Origin of the sequence: Bradyrhizobium sp. AUGA SZCCT0105 (genome assembly GCF_018129565.1) — a bacterium.
Taxonomy (GTDB): domain Bacteria; phylum Pseudomonadota; class Alphaproteobacteria; order Rhizobiales; family Xanthobacteraceae; genus Bradyrhizobium.
Map to the genome: position 1 here is coordinate 141,126 of NZ_JAFCMK010000003.1, position 21,961 is coordinate 163,086.

General features: G+C 65.4%; 20 protein-coding genes. 5 read left to right on the top strand and 15 right to left on the bottom strand.

All coding sequences use genetic code 11. The features are described 5' to 3' along the window. Nucleotides 1-170 precede the first annotated feature (170 nt). The 5 genes from JQ573_RS16480 to JQ573_RS16500 form a co-directional block, all read right to left on the bottom strand. Nucleotides 171-788, bottom strand: coding sequence for a peptidoglycan recognition family protein (locus JQ573_RS16480; RefSeq protein ID WP_212313275.1), 618 nt, complete (start codon nucleotides 786-788; stop codon nucleotides 171-173). Nucleotides 789-838: 50 nt separating this feature from the next. After that, entirely contained in the window at nucleotides 839-2,053 is a 1,215-nt protein-coding gene (locus JQ573_RS16485) for a GGDEF domain-containing protein (protein ID WP_212313277.1), read from the bottom strand. Between the two features lie 636 nt (nucleotides 2,054-2,689). Continuing rightward, nucleotides 2,690-3,301, bottom strand: a complete 612-nt coding sequence (locus tag JQ573_RS16490) for a LysE family translocator (protein ID WP_212313278.1) — start codon at nucleotides 3,299-3,301, stop codon at nucleotides 2,690-2,692. A 51-nt stretch (nucleotides 3,302-3,352) separates the two neighbouring features. Further along, nucleotides 3,353-4,246, bottom strand: coding sequence for a dienelactone hydrolase family protein (locus JQ573_RS16495; protein ID WP_212313280.1), 894 nt, complete (start codon nucleotides 4,244-4,246; stop codon nucleotides 3,353-3,355). A gap of 119 nt (nucleotides 4,247-4,365) precedes the next feature. Continuing rightward, a complete protein-coding gene (locus tag JQ573_RS16500) occupies nucleotides 4,366-4,767 on the bottom strand; it encodes a response regulator (protein WP_212313282.1) in 402 nt (133 codons plus the stop codon). Nucleotides 4,768-4,927: 160 nt separating this feature from the next. Between JQ573_RS16500 and JQ573_RS16505 the strand changes: the two genes are divergently transcribed. Beyond that, entirely contained in the window at nucleotides 4,928-5,794 is an 867-nt protein-coding gene (locus JQ573_RS16505) for an SDR family oxidoreductase (RefSeq protein ID WP_212313284.1), read from the top strand. A gap of 177 nt (nucleotides 5,795-5,971) precedes the next feature. Here JQ573_RS16505 and JQ573_RS16510 read toward each other — a convergent pair whose 3' ends face one another. The 5 genes from JQ573_RS16510 to JQ573_RS16530 form a co-directional block, all read right to left on the bottom strand. Continuing rightward, complete coding sequence (locus JQ573_RS16510) at nucleotides 5,972-6,817, bottom strand: FRG domain-containing protein (protein ID WP_212313286.1); 846 nt, start codon at nucleotides 6,815-6,817, stop codon at nucleotides 5,972-5,974. Nucleotides 6,818-6,932: 115 nt separating this feature from the next. Continuing rightward, complete coding sequence (locus JQ573_RS16515; protein WP_212313288.1) at nucleotides 6,933-7,739, bottom strand: lytic transglycosylase domain-containing protein; 807 nt, start codon at nucleotides 7,737-7,739, stop codon at nucleotides 6,933-6,935. A gap of 84 nt (nucleotides 7,740-7,823) precedes the next feature. Next, nucleotides 7,824-8,717: a DUF4231 domain-containing protein gene (locus tag JQ573_RS16520; RefSeq protein WP_212313290.1), complete on the bottom strand. Its 894-nt coding sequence runs from the start codon at nucleotides 8,715-8,717 to the stop codon at nucleotides 7,824-7,826. A 271-nt stretch (nucleotides 8,718-8,988) separates the two neighbouring features. Further along, the gene (locus JQ573_RS16525; RefSeq protein WP_212313292.1) at nucleotides 8,989-9,399 is read right to left on the bottom strand and encodes an ester cyclase; all 411 of its coding nucleotides are present in this window, start codon (nucleotides 9,397-9,399) and stop codon (nucleotides 8,989-8,991) included. Nucleotides 9,400-9,490: 91 nt separating this feature from the next. Next, entirely contained in the window at nucleotides 9,491-9,769 is a 279-nt protein-coding gene (locus JQ573_RS16530; protein ID WP_212313294.1) for a hypothetical protein, read from the bottom strand. 157 nt (nucleotides 9,770-9,926) lie between these two features. Between JQ573_RS16530 and JQ573_RS16535 the strand changes: the two genes are divergently transcribed. Next, nucleotides 9,927-12,776 carry a CHAT domain-containing tetratricopeptide repeat protein gene (locus JQ573_RS16535; RefSeq protein WP_212313296.1) on the top strand — a complete coding sequence of 950 codons (2,850 nt, stop codon included), beginning with the start codon at nucleotides 9,927-9,929 and terminating at the stop codon, nucleotides 12,774-12,776. 120 nt (nucleotides 12,777-12,896) lie between these two features. Beyond that, nucleotides 12,897-13,133: a hypothetical protein gene (locus tag JQ573_RS16540; RefSeq protein WP_212313298.1), complete on the top strand. Its 237-nt coding sequence runs from the start codon at nucleotides 12,897-12,899 to the stop codon at nucleotides 13,131-13,133. 273 nt (nucleotides 13,134-13,406) lie between these two features. Here the strand turns inward: JQ573_RS16540 and rpoD are convergent, their stop codons facing one another. Next, on the bottom strand, nucleotides 13,407-15,539 hold the full coding sequence (rpoD, locus tag JQ573_RS16545; protein WP_092124161.1) for an RNA polymerase sigma factor RpoD: 2,133 nt from the start codon (nucleotides 15,537-15,539) through the stop codon (nucleotides 13,407-13,409). A 253-nt stretch (nucleotides 15,540-15,792) separates the two neighbouring features. Continuing rightward, the gene (dnaG, locus tag JQ573_RS16550) at nucleotides 15,793-17,805 is read right to left on the bottom strand and encodes a DNA primase (RefSeq protein ID WP_212313300.1); all 2,013 of its coding nucleotides are present in this window, start codon (nucleotides 17,803-17,805) and stop codon (nucleotides 15,793-15,795) included. A 209-nt stretch (nucleotides 17,806-18,014) separates the two neighbouring features. On the opposite strand from dnaG, the gene JQ573_RS16555 reads away from it, so the two are divergent. After that, entirely contained in the window at nucleotides 18,015-18,569 is a 555-nt protein-coding gene (locus JQ573_RS16555; protein WP_212313302.1) for a chlorite dismutase family protein, read from the top strand. Between the two features lie 122 nt (nucleotides 18,570-18,691). Here JQ573_RS16555 and JQ573_RS16560 read toward each other — a convergent pair whose 3' ends face one another. From JQ573_RS16560 to JQ573_RS16570, 3 genes are all read right to left on the bottom strand, one after another. Then, on the bottom strand, nucleotides 18,692-19,090 hold the full coding sequence (locus tag JQ573_RS16560) for a gamma-glutamylcyclotransferase (RefSeq protein ID WP_212313304.1): 399 nt from the start codon (nucleotides 19,088-19,090) through the stop codon (nucleotides 18,692-18,694). Nucleotides 19,091-19,198: 108 nt separating this feature from the next. Beyond that, nucleotides 19,199-20,008 (bottom strand): transglutaminase family protein, encoded by an 810-nt coding sequence (locus JQ573_RS16565; protein ID WP_212313305.1) that lies wholly within the window; start codon nucleotides 20,006-20,008, stop codon nucleotides 19,199-19,201. A gap of 2 nt (nucleotides 20,009-20,010) precedes the next feature. Then, entirely contained in the window at nucleotides 20,011-20,913 is a 903-nt protein-coding gene (locus tag JQ573_RS16570; protein ID WP_212313307.1) for a transglutaminase family protein, read from the bottom strand. A gap of 102 nt (nucleotides 20,914-21,015) precedes the next feature. On the opposite strand from JQ573_RS16570, the gene JQ573_RS16575 reads away from it, so the two are divergent. Then, nucleotides 21,016-21,813, top strand: a complete 798-nt coding sequence (locus JQ573_RS16575; RefSeq protein ID WP_212313309.1) for an N-formylglutamate amidohydrolase — start codon at nucleotides 21,016-21,018, stop codon at nucleotides 21,811-21,813. Nucleotides 21,814-21,961: the final 148 nt, after the last annotated feature.

A 21,961-nucleotide genomic window follows, 5' to 3' on the forward strand; every position in this document is an offset into this window, starting at 1 on the left:
TTCGAAGCGATTTCGTTCAGGCCGGAAATCGCCAAGCGTCGTTAACGCCGGCGCTGGTTCTGGAAAGGCTCAGCGAAAGCGGGGAACCCAGTACGCGGCGGCGTCAAGCCGGGCGATGACAGCTGTCTGCTGGGCCGAGCGTCCTCGTCCAAGCATGACGACTACCCGCCCTACTCACCCCACTCTCGCGCCATGGTCGCGAGCGCGCAGCCTTCGCAATAGCGGGCGTCCTTGAAGTCGATCCAGTTGTGCGCATAGACCCGCTCCAGCGGGATGCCGTAACGCGCGCGCAGCAGCTTCACCAGAACGCGCCAGGCGGCGATCTGCGCATCGGTCGGTCCCTTAGTGACGTCGGGATAGTTGCCGGCGAACTCGACGCCGATCGAGGTGTCCTTGTTCACCTGCCGATAGGTCTTGCTGTTGTTGATGTACTTGTTGTCGTTGCGGTCGGCACCGTCGGTATGGGTTGGGATCAGATTGTCGGCGACCGCCCAATAGACCGTGCCGTCGGTCTCAACCCAGACCATCACGCCGCGGCGGGTCGGGTTCTTGTGCTGCTCGGCGGCCCCATTTCGTGCCGAGCCGGCCGGGCCTTCGGTCTGGTGCACGATGATGTTGCGCCACGGGTGGGATTTGGCGACATCGCCCCAAGGCGACAGCCACACCATCTTCAACCCGGGAATCTCGGGCGTGCCCTGCGATCGCGCGATCGCTGCAAGATCGGTTTCGGCTGATACGGCGGAGGACAGCACGAGCGCAAGGAGTATGGTGAGCAGGCGAGGCTTCATCACGGAAGATCCAGTGTCGCCCCTCGTTAGCACGTCCCGCGTTACCACGCTCAGGCGCGCTTGCGCAGGGTCTCGTCTACGAGTTCGACCATCTCGGGCGGCAGCTTCGGCTCATAGGTCGCATAGCCGTTCTTGCCGCCCTTCTTGGCGTCGTAGAGCGCATGGTCGGCGGCGGCGACGAGGCGGTCGGGATGCTGGCCGATCTCGCGGGTCCATTGCGCGACGCCGATCGAGACCGCGATCGGAATGTCGTTGCCGGTACACTGCTCGGCGTCGGCGCGGCAGACTTCCAGCACGCGGCGGGCAATCATGGCGCCCTCGCGCAGCGTCGAGGACGGCAGCACGATGCAGAACTCGTCGCCGCCGGTGCGGGCCAGCATATCGCCCGGGCGGAGCCTTGTCTGCGCCATCAGCGTGAAGTGCTGCAGGCAGGCGTCGCCGGCGGCGTGGCCATGGGTGTCGTTGATGCCCTTGAAGCCGTCGAGGTCGATCACCAGCAGCGCGAAGGCCTCGCCGTTGCGCTCGGAGCGCGCGCATTCCTCGGTCAGCCGCTGCAACAGATGGCGGCGGTTGCCAACGCCGGTGAGATCGTCGAGCAGCGCGAGGTCGGCGACCTCGTTGCGCAGCCGGTCGATCGCCATCAGCAGGAAGCCGAAATTGAGCGCCATCGACAGGAATATCATCAGCAGGATCACCAGCGATTGGCCCGCGTTGAAGCGAACGAACGAGAACTCGCCGGGCTGCAGCAAGGCGCCGACGAGGCGCAGCCCATAAATGCCGATCAGCACGGAGGCGACGATGCCGGCAAGCCGCGCGCCGGGGTTGACGCGGCCGTTCTCGGGCGACAGCAGCAGCTTCAGCGTCAACGCAAGCGGCGTGACCTGGGCTATGGTGTAGACCAGGATGCGCATCGGCATGCTGTCGTAGGCAAAGATGAAGACGCCGAGGCCGACGCAGGCGAATGCGGTGGACAGCGCGGTGCTGCGCCAGCCGACCGGCTTGCCGTAGAAGCGCTCGATGCCCATCGCGGCAAGGCCGGCGGCGAACACCATCAGCGTCCCTGCCGCAAGCAGCGGCAGCAGCGAGTCCGTCATCATCACACGGAGCATCGCGCAGGCGGCGCCGGCGGACGCGACGAAGGTGGACGCGGTCCAGAACCGCGCCGCACCGAAAGCTGGATAGCTGCGCGCGACATAGGCCCAGATCAGGCCGAGCGCGAGAAAATTGATAACGAATACCGTCCAAAGCGTCGGAACGCTCAACATCGCCCCTGTTCGAGACCCGTATCGGCCTCGCCTCTCCTGAAATGACCGTCCGCCCCTGGGGCGTTTCTCCCAATGGCAATCCCCGTTGCCTTGCGGGACAGGATGCGGCCGCGCCGCTTAACGGACTCTCACCCGCCACGCGCCAATCCGCGCTGTGGTTTTGAATTGATGAAGATCCGCGCACCGGCCGTTTGCGCGTCGTTAAGCATGACGGATGCGACGCCGCCGCGACGCGTGACGCGCGCGCACTGGCGAAAAACTGGCGAAAACACGTAACAGCTGTGGATAACACGATGACAGCGCAGTGACAGCACGCGGCAGCAGCCTCCGAATCTGCTGAGTTTGATACTGAGGATGTTGCGAGGCTGGCCCTCCGCCAAGCATGCCTCGGAGTCGCGTTCAATCCATTAAACCCTGAGAGGATACTATGGCTAAGAAAGCGAAGAAGGCGAAGAAGGCGAAGGCGAAAAAGGCCACCAAGAAGAAGGCCGCCAAGAAGTAACCAATTTTCTCGCCCGGGTAGCGGCTCCTGCCCTGCCCGGGCACCCGATCCGGACCATCCAGGCAGGGACGCAAGGCAGCAGGCGCAAGGCCTGCTTTTTTATTGCCTGCCGCAAGGCGCGAAGGAATGCGACGTCAGCGCTCCGCGAAGGCGAGCTTGGCGCCGAGCAGGGCAAAGCCCGCGGCAAAGCTTCGCCGCAGCCAGGCCATCACCTTCGGCCGGGTGATGACGCGGTCGCGCACCGACGCCGCGAACAGCCCGTAGACCGCGAACACCGCAAAGGTCATCGCCATGAACACACCGCTAAGTTCGACCATCCGCGCCAGCGGGTGGGGTTCGTCGACGGCGATGAACTGCGGCAGGAAGGCCAGGAAGAAGATCGACAGCTTTGGATTGAGGATGTTGATCAGGATGGCGGTCACGATCACCCGCCCGCTCGAGCGCGGCTTGATCTCGGTGTCGACGGCGAGCGCGCCGCGCTCGCGCAGCGCCTGCCAGGCCATATAGAGCAGATAGACCACGCCGCCCCATTTCAGCGCCGCAAACGCCATGGCGCTGGTGTGCAGGATGGCGGCAAGGCCGAGCATCGCCGCGATCATCTGCGGCACGATCCCGAGCGTGCAGCCGAACGCCGCCGCCACGCTCGCGCGAGAGCCCCGGGTCAGCGCCACCGCCAGGGTATAAAGCACGCCGGTGCCGGGCGAGGCGACCACGATCAGGGTGGTCAGCAGGAAGGACCAGGTCATTTCAAATCCTCGGAGGGGAGCACGTCATGGGGCACGTCCATTGGGGGCGCGTCATTGCAGATGCTGCTTCAGATAGTCCAGCACGCGCGGAAATGCATCCTTGCGCGCTTCGGGATCGGTCCCGATCACGGGAATGGCGCTGTCCCGCATCGTATAGGCCGGCAGCTCGGTGCGCGGCAGATTGGGCGCGTCGAAGGCGTGCACCGCGCCGGGATAGCTCTTCAGCTGGACCGGATTGCCGCGCGCCTTGGCCGCCGCGATGAAGGCATCGCAGGGCTTGAACGGCGTCCAGACGTCGGCCTCGCCGATCAGCACCAGCAGCGGCACCCTGGTGGTCCAGCTGTTCGGCTCCACATTGGTAAAGGGCCTCGATTGGTAGATCTCGGCGCAGGCGCCGGGATAGAACGACACCGCGACGGCGAAATCCTGCGCCAGCGCGGCCGGCCGCCCGATGCTCTTGTCATTGATGGAAAGCAGCGCCACCCCGCCGCCCTGCGACCACCCCATCAGCGCGATCCGATCGGGCCTCACGAACGGCTGCGCCTGCAAATACTGCAGCGCGCCGTAGGCATCCTTCGGCCGCTCGCGCCACATCCGGAGTCTGTCGGGGCCGCTCGAGCAGGTCTGGCCGAACCCGCGCGGCGTCGCGCTGTCGACGATCAGCGTGACATAGCCCTGCACCGCCAGCGCCCGCGCCCAGGCGCGATAGAGGCCGAACATACGGCCCTTGTTGTCGTTGAGACCGGAGCAGCCGTGCATCAGCACCACCGCCGGCCGCGGCGCGTCGCCCTCGCGACGGTCGAGATGACCGATCAGGTCAGTCGTCCCATCGAGCGAGGGGAAATTGACCAACGTCTCCGCCGCGGCAGGCACCGCGGCCGCGCCCGCCATTGCGGTCGCGAGCGTGAACCAGACCAATCCGATGGCCGACCACGGGCGGGGCATAAGCCGCCAATATCACGGTGCCCGGGTCGGCGGAAGCCGTGCCCGGGCCGGCGGAAGCAGCCGCCGGCGGTCCGCGTTTCGGCCGCGCTGACAGCTCAGTTACGCGAGCCCCTGCCGTGTCAGGACCTGCGCGACCCGCGACCCGACAGCTCCGACGCCTTCATCTCGGCGACGCGGATGACGTCCAGCGGCGCCCAGGGCTTGGGCCAGAACAGGGTGCCGTCAGGCAGGCGCTGCCGCAGCGGCTTGCCGGAGGTCACGATCACATCGAGATCGGGGCTGTATTTCTTCGCGACATAGGCGAGCTCGACGCCGGTCATGTTTCCGGCCAGCTCGACATCGGTCAACATCAGCACGACGCTGTCGCCGTTGCTCCGCAGCACCAATTCTGCGGCCTCCGCGCTCTCGCAGGAGATGACCTCGAACTCGCTCTCCGCAAGCAGCAATTCGATCATCTCGCGCTGCATCGGGTCGTCTTCGACAACCAGGGCCTTCGCACGACAGGGTCTCGATTGTCCCATGGCTGGGCCTCCCTTGGATTGAATGCCTCGGTTTGAGAAGTGTGACGAAGGTCAAACACCTGGGCGCTGGATAGTTCGGTTCCAATCTGAGAAAATTGGGGAAACCGGCCGTGTTCCTCACGGCTCCCGCCACCCCTCGTTGAGATGGAGCTGACCTGACATGACCGCGATCTCTGGATCTGCCGCCGCCGTAACCGGGGCCGCCAGCGGCATCGGCCGCGCGCTCGCGCATGAACTGGCGCTGCGCGGTTGCGATCTGGCGATCGCCGACCGCGACGAGGCCGGCCTGCAGGCCGCCGCCGCCGAGATCGCCAAGGCGAGCCCGCGCAAGGTCACGGTGCATCGCCTCGATGTCAGCGAGCCCGGGCAGATCACGGCGTTTGCCGAGGCCGCCGGCGCCGCCCATCCCGGGCTCAACATCGTCGTCAACAATGCCGGCGTCGCGCTGCTCGGCCAGTTCGACGAGATCGAGCAGGCGCAGATGGAGTGGCTGTTCAACATCAATTTCTGGGCCGTAGTGCACGGCAGCCGCGCCTTCCTGCCGCTGCTTTCGCGGCAGCGCGAGGCGCATATCGTCAACATCTCCTCGATCTTCGGCATCCTCGCGCCGCCCGGCCAGAGCGCTTACTGCGCGGCCAAGTTCGCGGTGCGCGGCTTCTCGGAGAGCCTGCGCCACGAGCTTGCGGTGGCGAATAGCCCGGTGCGGCTCTCCGTCGTGCATCCCGGCGGCGTCGCCACCAACATCGCGCGCAACTCACGCACCGGCACCGGCATCACTGACAATGCCCGCCGCTCCGAAGCGATCGAGCGTTTCGACGCGCTGGCCAGGACCACGCCGACCACAGCCGCGCAGCGCATCATCGCCGGCATCGAGAAGAACCAGCCGCGCATCCTGATCGGCAAGGACGCCCGCTTCATGGACCTGCTGCAACGCTTCCGTCCTGCGACTTACTGGAAGGTGATGCAGCGGCTGATGGAGAAGACGGCGGCGCGGCGGCTGGCGCGCGAGGCGGCGAGGGCCGGTTGAATGTGCGGCGTCGCGGGGTAATCGGGTGTCATCGCCCGCGAAAGCGGGCGATCCAGTATTCCAGAGGCGTCTGTGCGTGAATCGAAGGGCCGCGGCGTACTGGATCGCCCGGTCGAGCCGGGCGATGACAGCTGTGATTGAGAACAAGCTCGGCGCAATCCGCCCTGCGAAACCGGATCACCCCAACTGCTTCTTGACCCCAAGCGCCAGCCGGAACAGCGGATCGCTCCGCTCCGACGGATAGAGCGCGCTTCGCGTCACCTGCGGAAAATTGTCGTTCTTCCAGAACGAGGCCGGCGCGAACGAGAATTTTGCGACCAGCCGCCGGCCGAAATCCATCTCGTAGGGGAAATAGTTTTCCCTCTCGTCGGTGCCGGATACTTCAGGATATTCGCCGAGCAGATAACCCTCCTGGATATGCGGCCGCACCGCCGCCGGCGGGCAGACGCTGGAGAGCCGCACGATCTGCAGGCCGGCCTCGGCGCTCGCGGTGATCGCGCCGCTGAGGTTCGGCACACCGAGCACATAGAGGAAGGCGGTGCCGGTCTCCGCCAGCGAAGCGAACGACGCCGCGATCCGGATCGAATGGGTGACGTCGAGCAGCGGCGTGGTGCAGACCTCGTAATGCTGCAGGATCGACCAGCGCAGGATGCGATGCCGCTTCAGCCGCTCCAGCCCGAGCAGCTTTGCTTTCGCGTAGTCCGCAATCAGGATCTGCTCGGCGCGGGCCAGCGCCGCGAACCGCGCCGCCAGCGTCTCGCGGTCCGGATTGCCACGGCCGGCGCGGAACAGCGTCGGCTTCAGCGACGAGTTGCGCTTGACGTTCCTGAAGTCGGCGCCCTGGCCGCGAAACAGCAGCACATGGTCGCGGTTGAGGAATTGCAGCTCGGCGATCTTGGTCGCGAGCTCGAGATAGGAGGCGACGCGATGGCCCGGCCCCTCCCGCACCGCCGCGTTCTTCGCGATCTGGCAGCCACGGCGGTCGAAGAACGACCAGATTTTTTGGCTGCCGATCGTTTCCATGGGGGCTCCGCATCAAGCGGTCAGAACGTAGGGCGGATTAGCCGAAGGCGTAATCCGCCGATCGCGCGTGGGATGGCGGCGGATTACGCTACGCTAATCCGCCCTGCAAGAGCCCTCACCGCCCAATGAGCTGATCGGCAAAGTACCCGATGGTCTTGCGATAGATCACCGCCCTGTTCCACTCGCGCATCGCCTCGAAATTGGCGCTGCCTTCGCCGTAGGGCGCGCCCATCTTGAAGCCGCTCGTATGCAGCAGGTTCGCGGTCGAGGCCAGCACGTCCGGCACCGAGTGGCGCAGATCGACATGGCCGTCGCCGTCGAAATCGACGCCATACTTGATGTAGGACGACGGCAGGAATTGCGTCTGGCCGATCTCGCCGGCATAGGCGCCGATCATGTCGTTGAGCCTGAGGTCGCCGCGCTGCAGGATCTTGAGCGCGGCAAGCAGCTCGCCCTGGAACAGCTCGGTGCGGCGGCAATCATGCGCCAGCGTGGTGAGCACGCGGAACACCGGCAGCTTGCCCATGTCGCCCTTGCCGAAATCGGTCTCCAGTCCCCAGATCGCGACCAGGATCTGGCGCGGCACGCCGTATTGCTGCTCGATCTTCGAGAGCAGCGCGGCATGCCGCTGCAACATGGCGCGGCCGCCATTGATGCGCCCGGAGCCGACACGGGTCGCGACATACTGCTCAAAGGTCTTGTTGAAGGTGTAGCGCTGCCGCCGGTCGAAGGCGAGCACCCCGCCATCCTGCTGCACGCCGCCAAGCGCCTGCGCGATCACGTCCTGCTGGATGCCAGCCGCGGCCGCCTCCTGCGAGAACGACTGGACGAAGGTGGGGAAACTGCCGCCGCAGCGGGCGGCATAGGAGGGGGTGGCAAGCAGCAAGGCGCCGAACACAACCGCCAAACGACACCTCAGCATGCAACAATCCCTCCTGCTTCGAATGGCCGATCATGCCACGGAGCAAACGAAGCAGTCAAAGCGTCGGCACCGCCACTTGACCTCTCACGGGCTCGACGTCGCCCCGGGCTTGCCGGTGAACTTGGCGATCCAGGACATGTTCTCGGTCGCGAGGATGTTCTCGCATTCGTTGACGAAGTCCGACCATGACGAGCGCGGCCGATTGGTGCAGTCCTCGAGCCGCCGCGCCGTGGCACGATAGGTGGTGACCAGGAAATCGTAGCGCGAAGCTTCGACATGGGCGAGCACGGCACCGCCGAGCGTGGTCAGCACGGCCGTGAAGGCGACCATGTCGAACGGAACACCGGCTATCACAGGCTTGGCTTCCACGCCGGCAACCGCGGTAAGCAGGGTTGCCAGTGCGGCGAGCGCGAATTCGACGTGCCGCAGGCGCGATGCAATGACCTGATAGCGGGCGGCCCGCTTCGTGAACCAGCCGATGTGCCCCTGCACGCGCTGCGTGATGTATTGCTGCTGTTGCAGGCCCTGGCGGGGCAGCGACCCCTGCCCCGCGGCCTGGACCAGCTGCGGCAGCAGGTCCTCGCCATCGGCCTCGATCTTTCGACCCTCATCGTCAAGCAAGGCGTCCGCCTTGGCTGCGTCGTCATAGGGGGCTGCGCTGGCGGCAAAGCGATAGGCCTCCCGCTTCAGACGCTCCGAGATCGCGCGCGCACGCACCCAGGACGAGATACGATCGGCGCCGAGCAGCCGCTGGGTGAAGAAGGTCGCGATGGCAAGGCTCACGGCGCCTGCGATCGCAACCGTGGTGCGCGGCGCCGTCGTGTTGTCCGGCAGCTGGCTGGCCACCGCGGCCAGGACCGCACCGAGCGACGACAGCCCGAACACCGACCAGCGCGCCCGGTCGATGGTCGATTTAAGCTGGTTTGCGGTCTCTGACCACTGCGCCTGGCGGTTCGCAATCGTTTCCAATATGGCCATCGCAAATATCCTCGAGCAACGCGCAAATTTATTTCAGGACAGCATCGGCTCCAGCAGCATGATCACAAAACAGGTCTTGGAATAATCGATATCCATGCTCGTTTCCAAATATCGTCGAACAATTCAAAAGATCATTCTCATCCAATAACAACCTTTGGTCAAGACAACCGGAGCACGAAATCCTGGCGCGCGGAAGACACCGATCGGCGGCCCGCGGCGGTCGAAAGCGCCACGGTGTATCGGAACAGCACAAAGGGATTGCGGTGGAAGCTCAGTCCTTGAGCTGCCGCTCCAGATCGACGAAGTCGATCTCCGCCCAGCGCTCGGAGATCTTGCCGTCGTGAATCCGCCAGAACGTCATGCCGCGGAATTCGACATGGCGGCCGGTCGGGGCAATGCCGCGCCACGGGCTGCGGTGCCGGCCGCGCCAGACGAAGCGGCCGGCGACGATGTCGCGCTCGGCCACCAGGCATTCCGCCACCGCCGACAGATCGGCAAAGGTCTCGTGCATGGCCGTCGCATGCGCGATCACCTCCTCCGCGCTCATCCGCTTGCCGGCGGCATGGTCGAAGAAGTCGGACGCCAGCTGCGCGCGGATCGCATCGGGATCGAGCCGATTGGTCACGGCGTCGTAATGCGCGAGCACCAGCGCCTTGTTGGCGTCGAGGGTGGCGTTGGACATCGGCGGGGCGCCTTCGATCAATGGAAAAGTTGCAGAAAAGGAAGGATGCGCCTCATACGCGAATCGGACCGGACGGTGCAAGTGACGATGGTCAGAAAAAACCGCCGCTTTCGACCGGCGCGCGTTTCAATTCCGAAGCGAAAGGCGGTTGCCGGGAAAGTGCGATGACTTGCGTGCAGGGCTGCCGCTCCCGAAGCCAGCCGATGCGTACGGCATAACCAGCCGGCATGCCAGCGGTAACATCATCCGATGGCTTGACCATGCCGGTGGCATGCAAGCGGCGGCGCACGGCATCCGGCGGCGCCTGCGCTGGAGCAATTCGAGGCGCGATGCGTGAACGCCGGAGGCGCTGGCGGCGACCAAGAAGCACGAATTCGGCTCGCCGGTTCCGCGCCACGCGCGACCGGCCGCCGTGTCTTGTTCATGCAAAGGCGCGCCGCTAAAGCGTCGTGAGCCTGATGCGACGAGGCCATCATTTGCGGGGAATGCGATCGGATGACGGACGGCACGATGAGGATGCGCCATCGATGACGATCACCGGGGGTTTCGTACGCGCGTGCAGGGCTGCCGCATCGCTTAGTATCATCTTCGCGCTCGGCGCGGCACTGACCGGAACAGTCGGCACTGCCACCGCGCAGGATGCCCGCGCCAAGCGAGCGCCGGCGCAAGGCACCGGGAGCACGCAGGCAATCGCCGTGCAGATGAAGAACGCGATCGCGCTGGCGCGCGGCGGCAAGTTCGACGCGGGCTACGCGCAACTGCTTGCCGCGCTCGACGCCGCCGACGGGCTCGACGACGCGCAGTTCGTCATGGAGCAATATTTCGACGCGACGGCCACGCTGCGCGCGGTGAAACGCGACGACCTCGCCGAGAAGCTGTTCGTGCGGGCGTTCCAGGGCAAGGCGGCCGCGCAATCGCCGCCCGGCAATGCCGACGTGCTCCTGATGTACGCCATTCTCCTATCCGACCACGCCAGGATCGCGGAGGCGGTACCGCTCTACATGAAGGCGGTCGCCGCGTTCAACGCCTATTGGGGCGAGGGCTCCGAGGAATCGCTGATCGCCAACGACAAGCTCGCGGTCGCGCTTTCGGCCAACGGCTCGGCGGCGTCGGCGACCAATTTGGGCCGGCACAATTTCGAGCTCTCCGAGAAGACGCTGGGGCCCGACCATCGCACCACCTGGAAGCTCGCCAACAACTATGCCGACATGCTGCGCGAGATCGGCGCGCCGGCGAAAGCGCTCGAGCTCGATCTGTTCGCGATCGAGAAGCGCGCCAAGCATTACGGCGAGAACCATCTCAACACGCTGGTGACGGTCAACAACGCCGGACAGGATTTCCTCAATCTCGGACGCTTTGACGACGCCCGCCGCTATTTCCGCCGCCATCGCGCGATCGCGACCGTGCTCGCGCCGAAGGATCCGAGCTTCGCCGGCCAGGCCGATGCGTGGCTGTTCTACACCGACATGCTCGCCACCGGCGACGCCGCGATGTCGCCAGCCGACCTGGAGCGACTGGAGGCGATCGTCGCCAATGAGGCGAATTTCGCGGATTTCCTGCGCATCAAGGCCGCTGTGCTGGCGGCCGGCAAGCGCGAGCAGCGCGGTGAACGAGATGCGGGCATGCGGCTGCGCGAGGCCGCGCTGGCGATCTCGACCCGCGCCTTCACCGCGCAGCATCCGCTCAGCTTCGAGATCAAGCTCGGCATCGCGGTTGCCCTGATCCCGACCGATCCGAACCGCGCCGTGCGCGCGTTCACCGCGCTCGACCGCGAGATGTTCGACTGGATGAAGCGCGAGGTCGGCACATCAGGCGATCGCGCCGTCGCGGAGGCGATCCGCGCCCATGCCGACCATCTGCTGTTCGCGTTCGGCCGCTTCGCCACCTCCGCCGGATCGTCGGTGGCACAGCCGGCCTTTGCCGCCGCCGTGCTGCGCTGGAAAACGCTCGGCGGCGGCGATGCCACGGCGCTGCGCCAGCTCGAGACGCAAATGGCGGGCAAGGACGAGGAGACCGCGGCGCTGCTGCGCGCGGCGCTGCGGCTCAACGGCGAGAAGCAGGAGCTGTTCTCGTCGGGCAATATCGACGACTGGGCGAGGTCCGTGTGGCAGCGGCAGGACGCCGCCGAGAAGGCGCTGAACAAGCGGCTCGACGCGATCGGCGTGAAGCTGCCGCAAGACCCGATCCGTCCGTCACAGCTGCTCGCGCCGCAGGAAGCGGTCATCAACTATTTCATCACGCGGCAATGGAAGGCGGATCGCCAGTCCAAGGAGCCGCTTGCCGCGACCGTTCTCTACGCCATCGTCGAGACCGCAACGAGCGAGCCGCGCGTGGTCGATCTCGGCGATCCCGGCCGCATGGTCGACACCGGCGTGCGCACCGAGATCGCGCGGTTGCGTACGACGCAAGCCGTCGCGCCGGATCACGACGCCAAGACAGCGGACGACAAGACAGCAGACACCAGGGCGCCCGACGACAAGGCGCTCGACAACAAAGGCCGCTTCCAGACCCTGCGCGCGCGGCTGTTCGCGCCGCTGGAGCCTGCCCTGAAGGACAAGACCACGCTCTATGTGGTGCCGGACGGCTTCCTGTTTGCCGTGCCGTTCTCCCTGCTGCCCGGCGCCGACGGCGGCCTGCTGGAGGACCGTACCACGATCCGGATGCTGACCAGCCCCGACGCGCTGATCGCGATCCATGCGCGCGAGACGCTCGACCGGACGGGCGCGATGCTGCTCGCCGGCGGCATCGAATACGGCCAGCCGGGGCCGATGCCGCTGCCCGGCACGAAGACCGAGATCGATGCGATCGCAAAACTCGCCCGCGCGCGCGGCGCGCCGGTCGAGATTCTGACCGGGCGCGGCGTCAGCGAAGCCGCGCTGCGCGCGGCGATCAGCAAGGCCCGTATCGCACATCTGGCGACGCACGGCTTCTATCACGACAGCACGGCGTCCGGCCTCGATACGCTCTGGCAGAGCGGCATCGTGCTGTCCGGCGCCGGCGACAGCCGGTGGCCGCTGCGCGACGAGAAGGACGGCTATCTCTATGCCTTCGAAGTGATGGACTGGGACCTGTCCGGCCTTGACCTGCTGGTGCTCTCGGCCTGCGAGACCGGCCGCGGCGACGAGAGTTTTGTGAGCGGCCTGCGCGGCCTGCCGACCGCGCTCGGCATCGCCGGCGCACGGCGTGCGCTCCTGACGCTGTGGCCGGTCGCCGACGAGGGCACCGCGAATTTCACCGTGCGCTTTTATGAGCACCTGGCGGAGGGCCTGACCTATTCGGATGCGCTGCGCCAGACCCGGCGCGATGCGCGCGACGGCAAGGTCGCGGGCGCCAGGGACGCGAGCGTGTGGGCGGCGTTCGTGCTGTTCGAGGGCTGAGGCGCAGGCCTCATATTTACGGCGCAAGGGCCCTATGCCGCCGAATCGCGCAGGGCAGATCGGCACGGGGGGCCGGTAATTTGCTTTGACAGCGGCGGCCTGATCGGGGACAAGCCGCCCATGCCGAAAAAACCCGGGACCAATCCCAAAGGCGAATTCGCCTTCTTCAACGTCTTCTATGAAGACGGCTCGCAGCGCTCCAACCGCCGCGTGCCATCGGAGCTGCTGGGCGGGCTGGACGGCGACGAGCCGGTGCGCGCCTTCCTGCGCGAGCAGGACCGCGAGATCGCCGAAAAGGGCGGCCGCCCGCAGCTCGAGATCAAGACCATCGAGCGCGTCGGCGCGAAGAAGAAATAGCGGCGCGGGTCCCGCCGTTTGCGACAGACGCCACGCCGCATCTCTCCCTCGTCATTCACCGGTGCGCAATTGCGTACCTGAGGCGCGCGAAGCGCGAGCCCGGAATCCATTTCACCACGAAACCTGCGGCCCGATGGATTCCGGGCTCGGCGCTACGCGCCGCCCCGGAATGACGACGGTGTTGGTGACCGGACAAACAAAAAACGGCGGGCCTGGGCCCGCCGTTCTTGTTTCGATGGATGCCCGGGTCAAGCCCGGGCATGACGACCCGAATTAGTTGTCGAGGAACGACCGCAGCTTCCGCGACCGCGACGGGTGCTTCAGCTTGCGCAACGCCTTGGCTTCGATCTGGCGGATGCGCTCTCTCGTCACCGAGAACTGCTGGCCGACTTCTTCCAGCGTGTGGTCGGTGTTCATGCCGATGCCGAAGCGCATGCGCAGCACGCGCTCCTCGCGCGGGGTGAGCGAGGCCAGCACGCGCGTCGTGGTTTCGCGCAGGTTCGACTGGATCGCGGCGTCGATCGGCAGGATCGCGTTCTTGTCCTCGATGAAATCGCCGAGATGCGAATCCTCTTCGTCACCGACCGGGGTTTCGAGCGACAGCGGCTCCTTGGCGATCTTGAGGACCTTGCGGACCTTCTCCAAGGGCATGCCGAGCTTCTCGGCGAGCTCTTCCGGGGTCGGCTCGCGGCCGATCTCGTTCAGCATCTGGCGCGAGGTGCGGACGATCTTGTTGATCGTCTCGATCATGTGCACGGGAATGCGGATGGTGCGGGCCTGGTCGGCGATCGAGCGGGTGATCGCCTGCCGGATCCACCAGGTGGCGTAGGTCGAGAACTTGTAGCCGCGGCGATATTCGAACTTATCGACCGCCTTCATCAGGCCGATATTGCCTTCCTGGATCAGGTCGAGGAACTGCAGGCCGCGGTTGGTGTACTTCTTGGCGATCGAGATCACGAGACGGAGGTTGGCTTCCACCATCTCCTTCTTGGCCTGACGGGCCTCGCGCTCGCCCTTCTGCACGCCGTGCACGATCTTGCGGAATTCGCCGATCTCGAGCCCGGTGAGCGCCGCCAGCGACTGGATCTCGTGGCGCAGGTCCTTGATGCGGTCCTTCTCGTGATGAACGAAGTTCTTCCAGCCCTTGGCCGACAGCTTGGAGACACGGTTGAGCCAGCGCGGATCGAGCTCCGAGCCCTGGTAGTTGCGCAAGAAGTCCTCGCGCGCGACGCCGTGGCTGTCGCCGAGGCGCAGCAGGCGGCCCTCGAACGAGACCAGCTTCTTGTTGATGTCGTAGAGCTGCTCGACCAGTGAATCGATGCGGGCCTGGTTGAGGCGCAGCGACTTCACCTCGACGATGATCTCGTCCTTCAGCTTCTTGTACTTGCGCTCCTGCGAGGGCGACAGCGACTCGCTCTGCAGCTGGTTGGCGATGTCCTGCTCCTGCAGGCGGCGCAGCTTCTTGTATTCGGATGCGATCTTGTCGAAGGTCTCGACCACCTTCGGCTTCAGCTCGGCCTCGATGGCGGCGAGCGACATCTGGTTCTCGAACTCGTCGTCGTCCATGTCGGACTCGGCGGCGGCTTCGGCCGGATCCTTCTCCTCAACGCCGGCTTCGCCACCGGCGGGCGCGGCGCGGAACGGGGTCGGCGCCGGCGGCGCTGCGGGCGGCGCGACATGGGCCGGCGCGCCGGCCTGCACGTCGCCGCCATTGCCTTCAGCGGCGGCGCCCTCGGCACCGTTGTTGCCGATCAGGTTCGGATTGATGCCGCCCTTCGACTCAGGGCCCGCATAGGTGGCTTCGAGATCGATGATGTCGCGAAGGAAGATCTTTCCTTCGTTGAGCTCGTCGCGCCAGATGATGATGGCCTGGAAGGTCAGCGGGCTTTCGCAGAGGCCCGCGATCATCGCCTCGCGGCCGGCCTCGATGCGTTTTGCAATGGCGATTTCGCCCTCGCGGGAGAGCAATTCCACCGTGCCCATCTCGCGCAGATACATGCGCACGGGATCGTCGGTGCGCTCGCCGGGCTCCGACTTCTTGACCTCGGTGACGGCCTTCTGCGTGACCTCGACGAGCTCGTTGTCGGTCTCGTCGTCGCCGTCGTCCTTCTCGTCCTCGCCCTCGCTATCATCCGCCTCGGTGACGTTGATGCCCATGTCCGAGAGCATCGACATGATGTCTTCGATCTGTTCGGGCGAGGTCGTGTCGGAGGGCAGCACTTCGTTGAGCTGATCGAAGGTCACGAAGCCGCGCTTCTTGGCCTGCTTGATCATCTTCTTCACCGCGGCATCCGACAGGTCGAGCAACGGCGACGGCGCGTCAGCGGCATCCTTCTCAGGAGCATCCGCTGCCTTGTCGTCTTTTTCCTTGTCCTTAACCTGCAGCGTCTTTGCCTTGGTGGCCATTCACTAAGCTCCCGAAACGCGGTCATGCAAAATGGCGCCACGCACGCGCATCCGCACGAAATCTAGATTTACTCTCTCGACGCACAAAGGGCGGCGCATAATCTCGCCACCCCTCTGATCCGTCTCGACGGTTTCCATCTTGAAATAGCCGCGAGGCTATTAAGTTTCGCTTAACCCTGTTTTTGCAGCCAAACCATGGATTTGGCGAGTCTTTTTGCGGGTGCGGCCAGCGCCGTCCGCAGCATTTTTGTTATCAGACATTACGCTGGAACCGGCCCGATAATTCGCCGAACCCTTCAATCAGGGCTTCGGTCCCATCGGCTTCTGCCATCCGGGCCTGGATATCCTGCAACCATGCCAGATTGGCCTCGCTGGAGTCTTCAGCCAAGGCGGCTTCCGCATCTTTTCTTTCCCTAAGTAAGGCGTGGGTTTTCTGATGCAAGGCAACGAGTTGACGCCAGGTCGATAAAACATCCTCGCGCGCGGCGCCGATCTGCGCCGCCCACACCGCCTGGGTTGTGATCGCCCGCTCAACCCTTTGAAGAATCTGCGATAATCCGCCTGCCTCGAGGTCGGAGCGCATCTTCTCGGCCTGCTCCTCGACGTCCGGAGAGTGGTGATGGTCGTGGGCAAAGGCGGCGATAATCGCGGCCCGCAGCTTGTGGGCCTCGGGATGGGCGAGCTCGAGGGCCGCCACCTCCTCGAGATGGTCGTGCAGCAGCCAAGGGTGATTGATCAGGGATTGCAGGATCAGGGCCTCGCGGCTCGAGATCGCGCTGCGCTGGCCGCGCATGATCGGGCTGTTGGCCAGTTGCTGGCTCGCGGCCTGATAGGGGCCCCGTGAAAACCCGGGGGCGCCGCCGCCCTTGGCGCCGAACCGGCCGCCCTGACCCGGGCCGCGGGGGGCAAACTGGCGGGGTGATTCGCCGCCGCGGCCACCGCCGAAATTGCCCCTGTTGCCGTAGCCGCCGCGGCCATAACCACCGCGTCCCCCCTCCGGAGCAAAGTTGCGTTGCAGCCGCTCCTGCAAATCCTGCCGGTAATAGCGGCGCACGACCTCGTCGCGGATGCCATTGGTGAGCTCGCCGATCCGTGCCTCGAGTGCTGCGCGGCGCTCGGGCGTGTCGAAATTGCCGCCCTCGATCTCGCGCGACCAGATCATTTCGGCGAGCGGCCTCGCGGCGCCGATCACATCCTCGATCGCGCCGCGGCCGCCCGAGCGCGCGAGATCGTCGGGGTCCTGCCCTTCCGGCAGCAGCGCAATACGCAGGCTCTTTCCCGGCCTGAGCTGGGGCAAGGCAAGGTCGGCGGCGCGATAGGCAGCCTTCTGGCCGGCGCGGTCGCCATCGAAGCAGAGGATCGGCTCGTCCACCATCTTCCAGAGCATCGCCAGCTGGTTCTCGGTCAGCGCGGTGCCGAGCGGCGCGACGGCGCCGGGAAAGCCCGAGGTGACCATCGCGATGACGTCGACATAGCCCTCGACGACGATCAGCTGCGCGCCATCGTGCGCGGCCTGGCGCGCGGTGAACAGATTGTAGAGATTGTCACCCTTGTGAAACAGCGGGGTTTCCGGCGAGTTCAGGTACTTTGCCGGAACGTCCTTCTCCAGCGCGCGGCCGCCGAATGCGATGACGCGGCCGCGGGCATCCGTGATCGGGAACATGACGCGGTCGCGGAAGCGATCGAACGGCACCGGCTTGTCCTCGCCGGACACCAGCAGCCCGGCCTCCACCATGTCCTCGGTCGAGATACCCTGCGCGCCGAGATGCTCCTTCAGCGCAAAACGATCCGGCGGCGCATAGCCCATCCGGAACTGGAGCTGGGTCGCCGGCGAGATGCTGCGGTCGGCGAGATAGCCGCGCGCCTTGGCACCGTTGCGTGAGGCCAGCGTGTCGGCAAAGAACTTTGTCGCCAGTTCCATCACGTCGTGCAGGGTGCGGCGGTGCTGCTCGTGCCGCGCCGCATCGGGCGTCACGGCCGGCAGCGGGACACCCGCCATCGCGGCGAGACGTTCCACCGCCTCGGGGAAAGTCACGCCCTCCGTCTTCATCAGGAAATCGAAGATGTTGCCGTTCAGCCCGGACGAGAAGTCGAACCAGGCCTGCTTCTGGTCGTTGACGAAGAACGAGGGCGTCTTCTCCTGCTGGAACGGCGACAGCCCCTTCCACTCCCGCCCAGCCTTCTTGAGCTTGACGCGCCTGCCCACGACTTCCGAAACCGGAAGCCGGGCGCGCAGCTCATCGAGGAATTCGGGCGTGAAACGCATCAGGGTGATTCTGGGCTCGGGCGACGAATCGCGGACAACCGGTTAGCCATATAGCGGCACGATCGGGCATGCCGAACAATGTGGGGCTTTTCCGGGCTATTCACAGGCCTGGTCTGTCACGGCTCCGTCGAGCGGGCTACCCCCGAATCCACGGTGGAGAGCTTGCACGGCAAGCTTGCCCCCTCCCCGCTTCCGGGATTGGATAGGCCATGTTCACGACATTCAGAGGCGGACAGAGCGGCGGCTGGCAGGTCACGTCCATCACGCGGGTGAAGGGCGAGACGCTGCCGAAGGTCCCGGCGCTTTCGATCGTTGCGAGCGACTCGATCGCGCTGCCGCTGTTGCCGGCGCAGACCTCCTGGCGGCTCGCCGGCGTCGCCAGCTATTTGCGCTACACCGAGAAGGAAGAGCGCGAGAAGCTCGCCGCCGTGCAGGCCGGGCTCGGCCGCAGCGAGGCGACGCACGCGGCGCTGATCCCGATCAGGAAATCCGCGGCGTGGTGGGAGCTGACGCAGCCGGAGCGCCGCGAGATCTTTGAGGACAAGTCGCACCACATCGCCGGCACCTTGAAATTCCTCCCCGCCATCGCCCGCCAGCTGTTTCACGCCCGCGACCTCGGCATGCCCTTCGACTTTCTGACCTGGTTCGAATTCGCGCCTGAGCACGCGAGCCTGTTCGACGAGTTGGTGGGCATGCTGCGCGCGACCGAGGAATGGAGCTATGTCGAGCGCGAGGTCGACATCCGCGTCGAGCGGGAAGTGTGACTTCCCCCTTCGGTCATTGCCGGGCTTGACCCGGCAATCCATCAAGGAAGGACACTTGCGAAGTGAGATGGATGCCCGGGACAAGCCCGGGCATGACGACGTACGCGGATTACGCCTGAGCGCTAATGCTCCAGAAACTTTCCTGACGCGATCCGCGGCAGCTCGGTGACCGGCCAGTTGTAGAAATAGGTCCACGCCTCGCTCACGCTGCCGTCGGCGCGCGTGACAGCAAGCATCTCGCGGACATATTCGGTCGGCGGTGGAAAGCCTTCACCGCAGGCTTCGTACATGTCGAATTCGCGCAGCATGGCCTCGCGCTCGCGCAGGCGGAACAGTTCACCGTGCACGATGTCGGCGGGATCGTCCGATACGACGAGGCCCGGATAATGCTTCACCAGATAGAGCCGGCCGCGGCACTGCGCCGGCCCGAGGAATTCGGCATTTCCGGCGAGCAGCTTGGCCATCGGATGGTCGAAGCCGCGCATCAGCGTGCCGTAGACGAAGAGAAGGTCGGAGATCATGGCTACTCGGTCATTCCGGGGCGATACGAAATATCGAACCCGGAATCTCGAGATTCCGAGTCTGGTGCTAACGCACGATCCCGGAATGACAGAAAAACCCGAGGGACGCTAGGCCACCACCTCGTCGGTCACCACGACGAACTTCGTCAGCGTCATGCGGCCGAAGCTCGTGGTGAGCGCGACGTCGGCGGCGTCGCGGCCGGTCGCCATCAGGATGCGGCCGATCCGCGGCGTGTTGTGGCGGGCATCGAAAGTGTACCACTGGCCGGACAGATAGACCTCGAACCAGCCGGAAAAATCCATCGGCGCCGGATCAGGCGGCACGCCGATGTCGCCGAGATAACCGGTGCAGTAGCGCGCCGGAATGCCCATGCAGCGGCAGAAGGTGAGCGCCAGATGCGCGAAGTCGCGGCAGACGCCGGCGCGGCCTTCGTAGACGTCATGCGCCGACTTCATGTGATGGGCGTGCTCGTAGCCGAACGTCACATGGTGGTGCACGAAATCGGTGATCGCCTGCACCCGCGCCCAGCCCTGCGGCGTGTTGCCGAACAGCGACCAGGCGACATCGGTCAGCTTGTCGGTCTCGCAATAGCGGCTCGGCATCAGATAGAGCAGCATGTCGTCAGGCAATTGCTCGATCGGAACCTGCTGTGCCGCCGGATTGACGATGTCAGCCAGCCCGGAATCCCGCACCAGCGCGCTGCCGCGGAAGGTGACGCCACCGCCAGGGGCGACCAGCCGGCCGCAGACATTGCCGAAGCCGTCGCGATAGAGACCGATCGGGACATCCGGCTCTGTCGCAATGCTCTCGGTGCCGACGATGTCGGCGTAGCGCGATGGATGGATCGACAGCATGATCACCATCGGGGTCGGCTGCGGAGCCGTGTACGTGATCTCGAAGCCGACCTTGATCTGCATCGTCAGGCCGTCTCCCGCTCCGCCGCATTCTCACCGACCGAGACGACCTTGATGTCGACGTCCAGGCCGAGAAAGGCATCCGCGGCGCCGAGATAGACGCCATGCAGCGGCACCGCCTGGCGCGGATCGCGCGCCACCGCGACGCGGATCAGGTCGCGCGTGCCGACGATGCCGTTGGTCGGATCGAACTCGATCCAGCCGGCGCTCGGCAGATAGACCTGCACCCAGGCGTGGGTCGAGCCGCCGCCGACATAGCCATGCGCGCTGCCCGGGGGCATTGCGAGATAGCCGGAGACGAACCGCGCGGCGATGCCGAGCCGGCGCAGCGCCTCGATCATGAACAGCGCATAGTCGCGGCAGGTGCCGGACTTCGTCCGCAGCGTATCGAGCGGATGCTGGGTGCCCTGCTCGTAGCGCTTGCGATAGCTGAACGCCTCGCGAATGCCATGCGTCATGTCGCTCAAAATCTTGAACGTCAGGGTCGGCGCCTCGACATCGAGGAAGCGCCGCGCCCAGGCCGACAGCTCGCCGTTGGGGTCGCCATATTGCGGCGTGATGAACTGCTGCAGGTCGGGGAATTCCTCATCGTCGTAGAGGAACGGATAGAAGTAGGCGGCGTCGTCCGGTGTCAGCGCGAACCTGTCGGCCGGATTGTGATCTACCGTCGCGGTCGAGACAAACGACAGCGTGTCGGCGCGCTCGTCGAAGGTGGCGATCGCGACGCTGTTGCCGAACACGTCGTGGATCCAGCGCAGCGACATCGGTTGCGGGTCGATCACAAGTGCGCTGTCGAGCACGCGCAGATCGTGGCCGTCGCGCGGGCGCAGCATGATGCGGTGTTCGCCGAACGCCACCGGGCGCGCATAGCGATAAACGGTCTTGTGATGGATAGTCAGGAGCGGCATCTTCAAACAATCATCGTGATTTGGGCCGCTAAATCTATAGAGAATGCTGCTCGATTCCAAACCAGCATGCCCCTTGAATAGGCAAAGTTGAGGAAAAAGCCCGTGAATCACGCCGGTGGCCCGTTCTTTCTGCTGACAAACACCGATGTTTCACCGGTTCTTGAACATAATCCTGGCGGCCGCTCGCCGTTCCTTCTGACTTGCGATCATTATGGCAGGCTGATTCCCTCCCCGCTCGGCGACCTCGGCCTGCCTGAAAGCGAGCTCGTCCGGCACATCGCCTGGGATATCGGCATCGCCGGCGTTGCGACCCAGCTCTCCGACCTGCTTGGCGCTCACCTGATCGCGCAGCGCTACTCGCGGCTCGTGATCGACTGCAATCGTCCGCCGCATGTCGCAAGCGCGGTCCCGCTGATCAGCGAAGCCACCACCGTTCCTGGCAATGAAGGCCTGTCGCGCGAAGCCGCCGAGATGCGCCGCGCGCAGATCTTCGATCCCTATCACAAGCGCATCGACGAGATCATCGACGAACGTGCGCGTCAGGGCATTCCGACGGTGCTGGTGTCGCTGCACAGCTTCACACCGGTCTACGCCGGCATCGCACGTCCCTGGCACATCGGCACGCTCTATCACCGCGACAAGGCGCTGCCGCCGCTGCTGCTGAAGCATCTGCGCAGCGAGGGCGATCTCGTGGTCGGCGACAACGAGCCCTATGCAGTCAGCGACGAGACCGACTACACGATCCCCGTGCATGGCGAGAAGCGCGGCCTGATGAATTCCGGCATCGAGATCCGCCAGGACCTGATCTCCGACCAGGCCGGAGAGACCGCATGGGCCGAACGGCTGGCGCGCATTCTCGGCGAGATCGAGACGACGTTGCGTGCGGAAGCGCTGATCTAGGCGTCGAACGGGCAGCTAGGGTGTGTATTCATAAAGGCCCGCTTCTGAGGGTGAAGCGGATGCTACTCGGCTCGGCCGCCATCGACGGCCTTTGACCCGTTTCAGATACGCTGCCGCAACCGGAGCCCGCCGCAACCCCTTGTAGAGG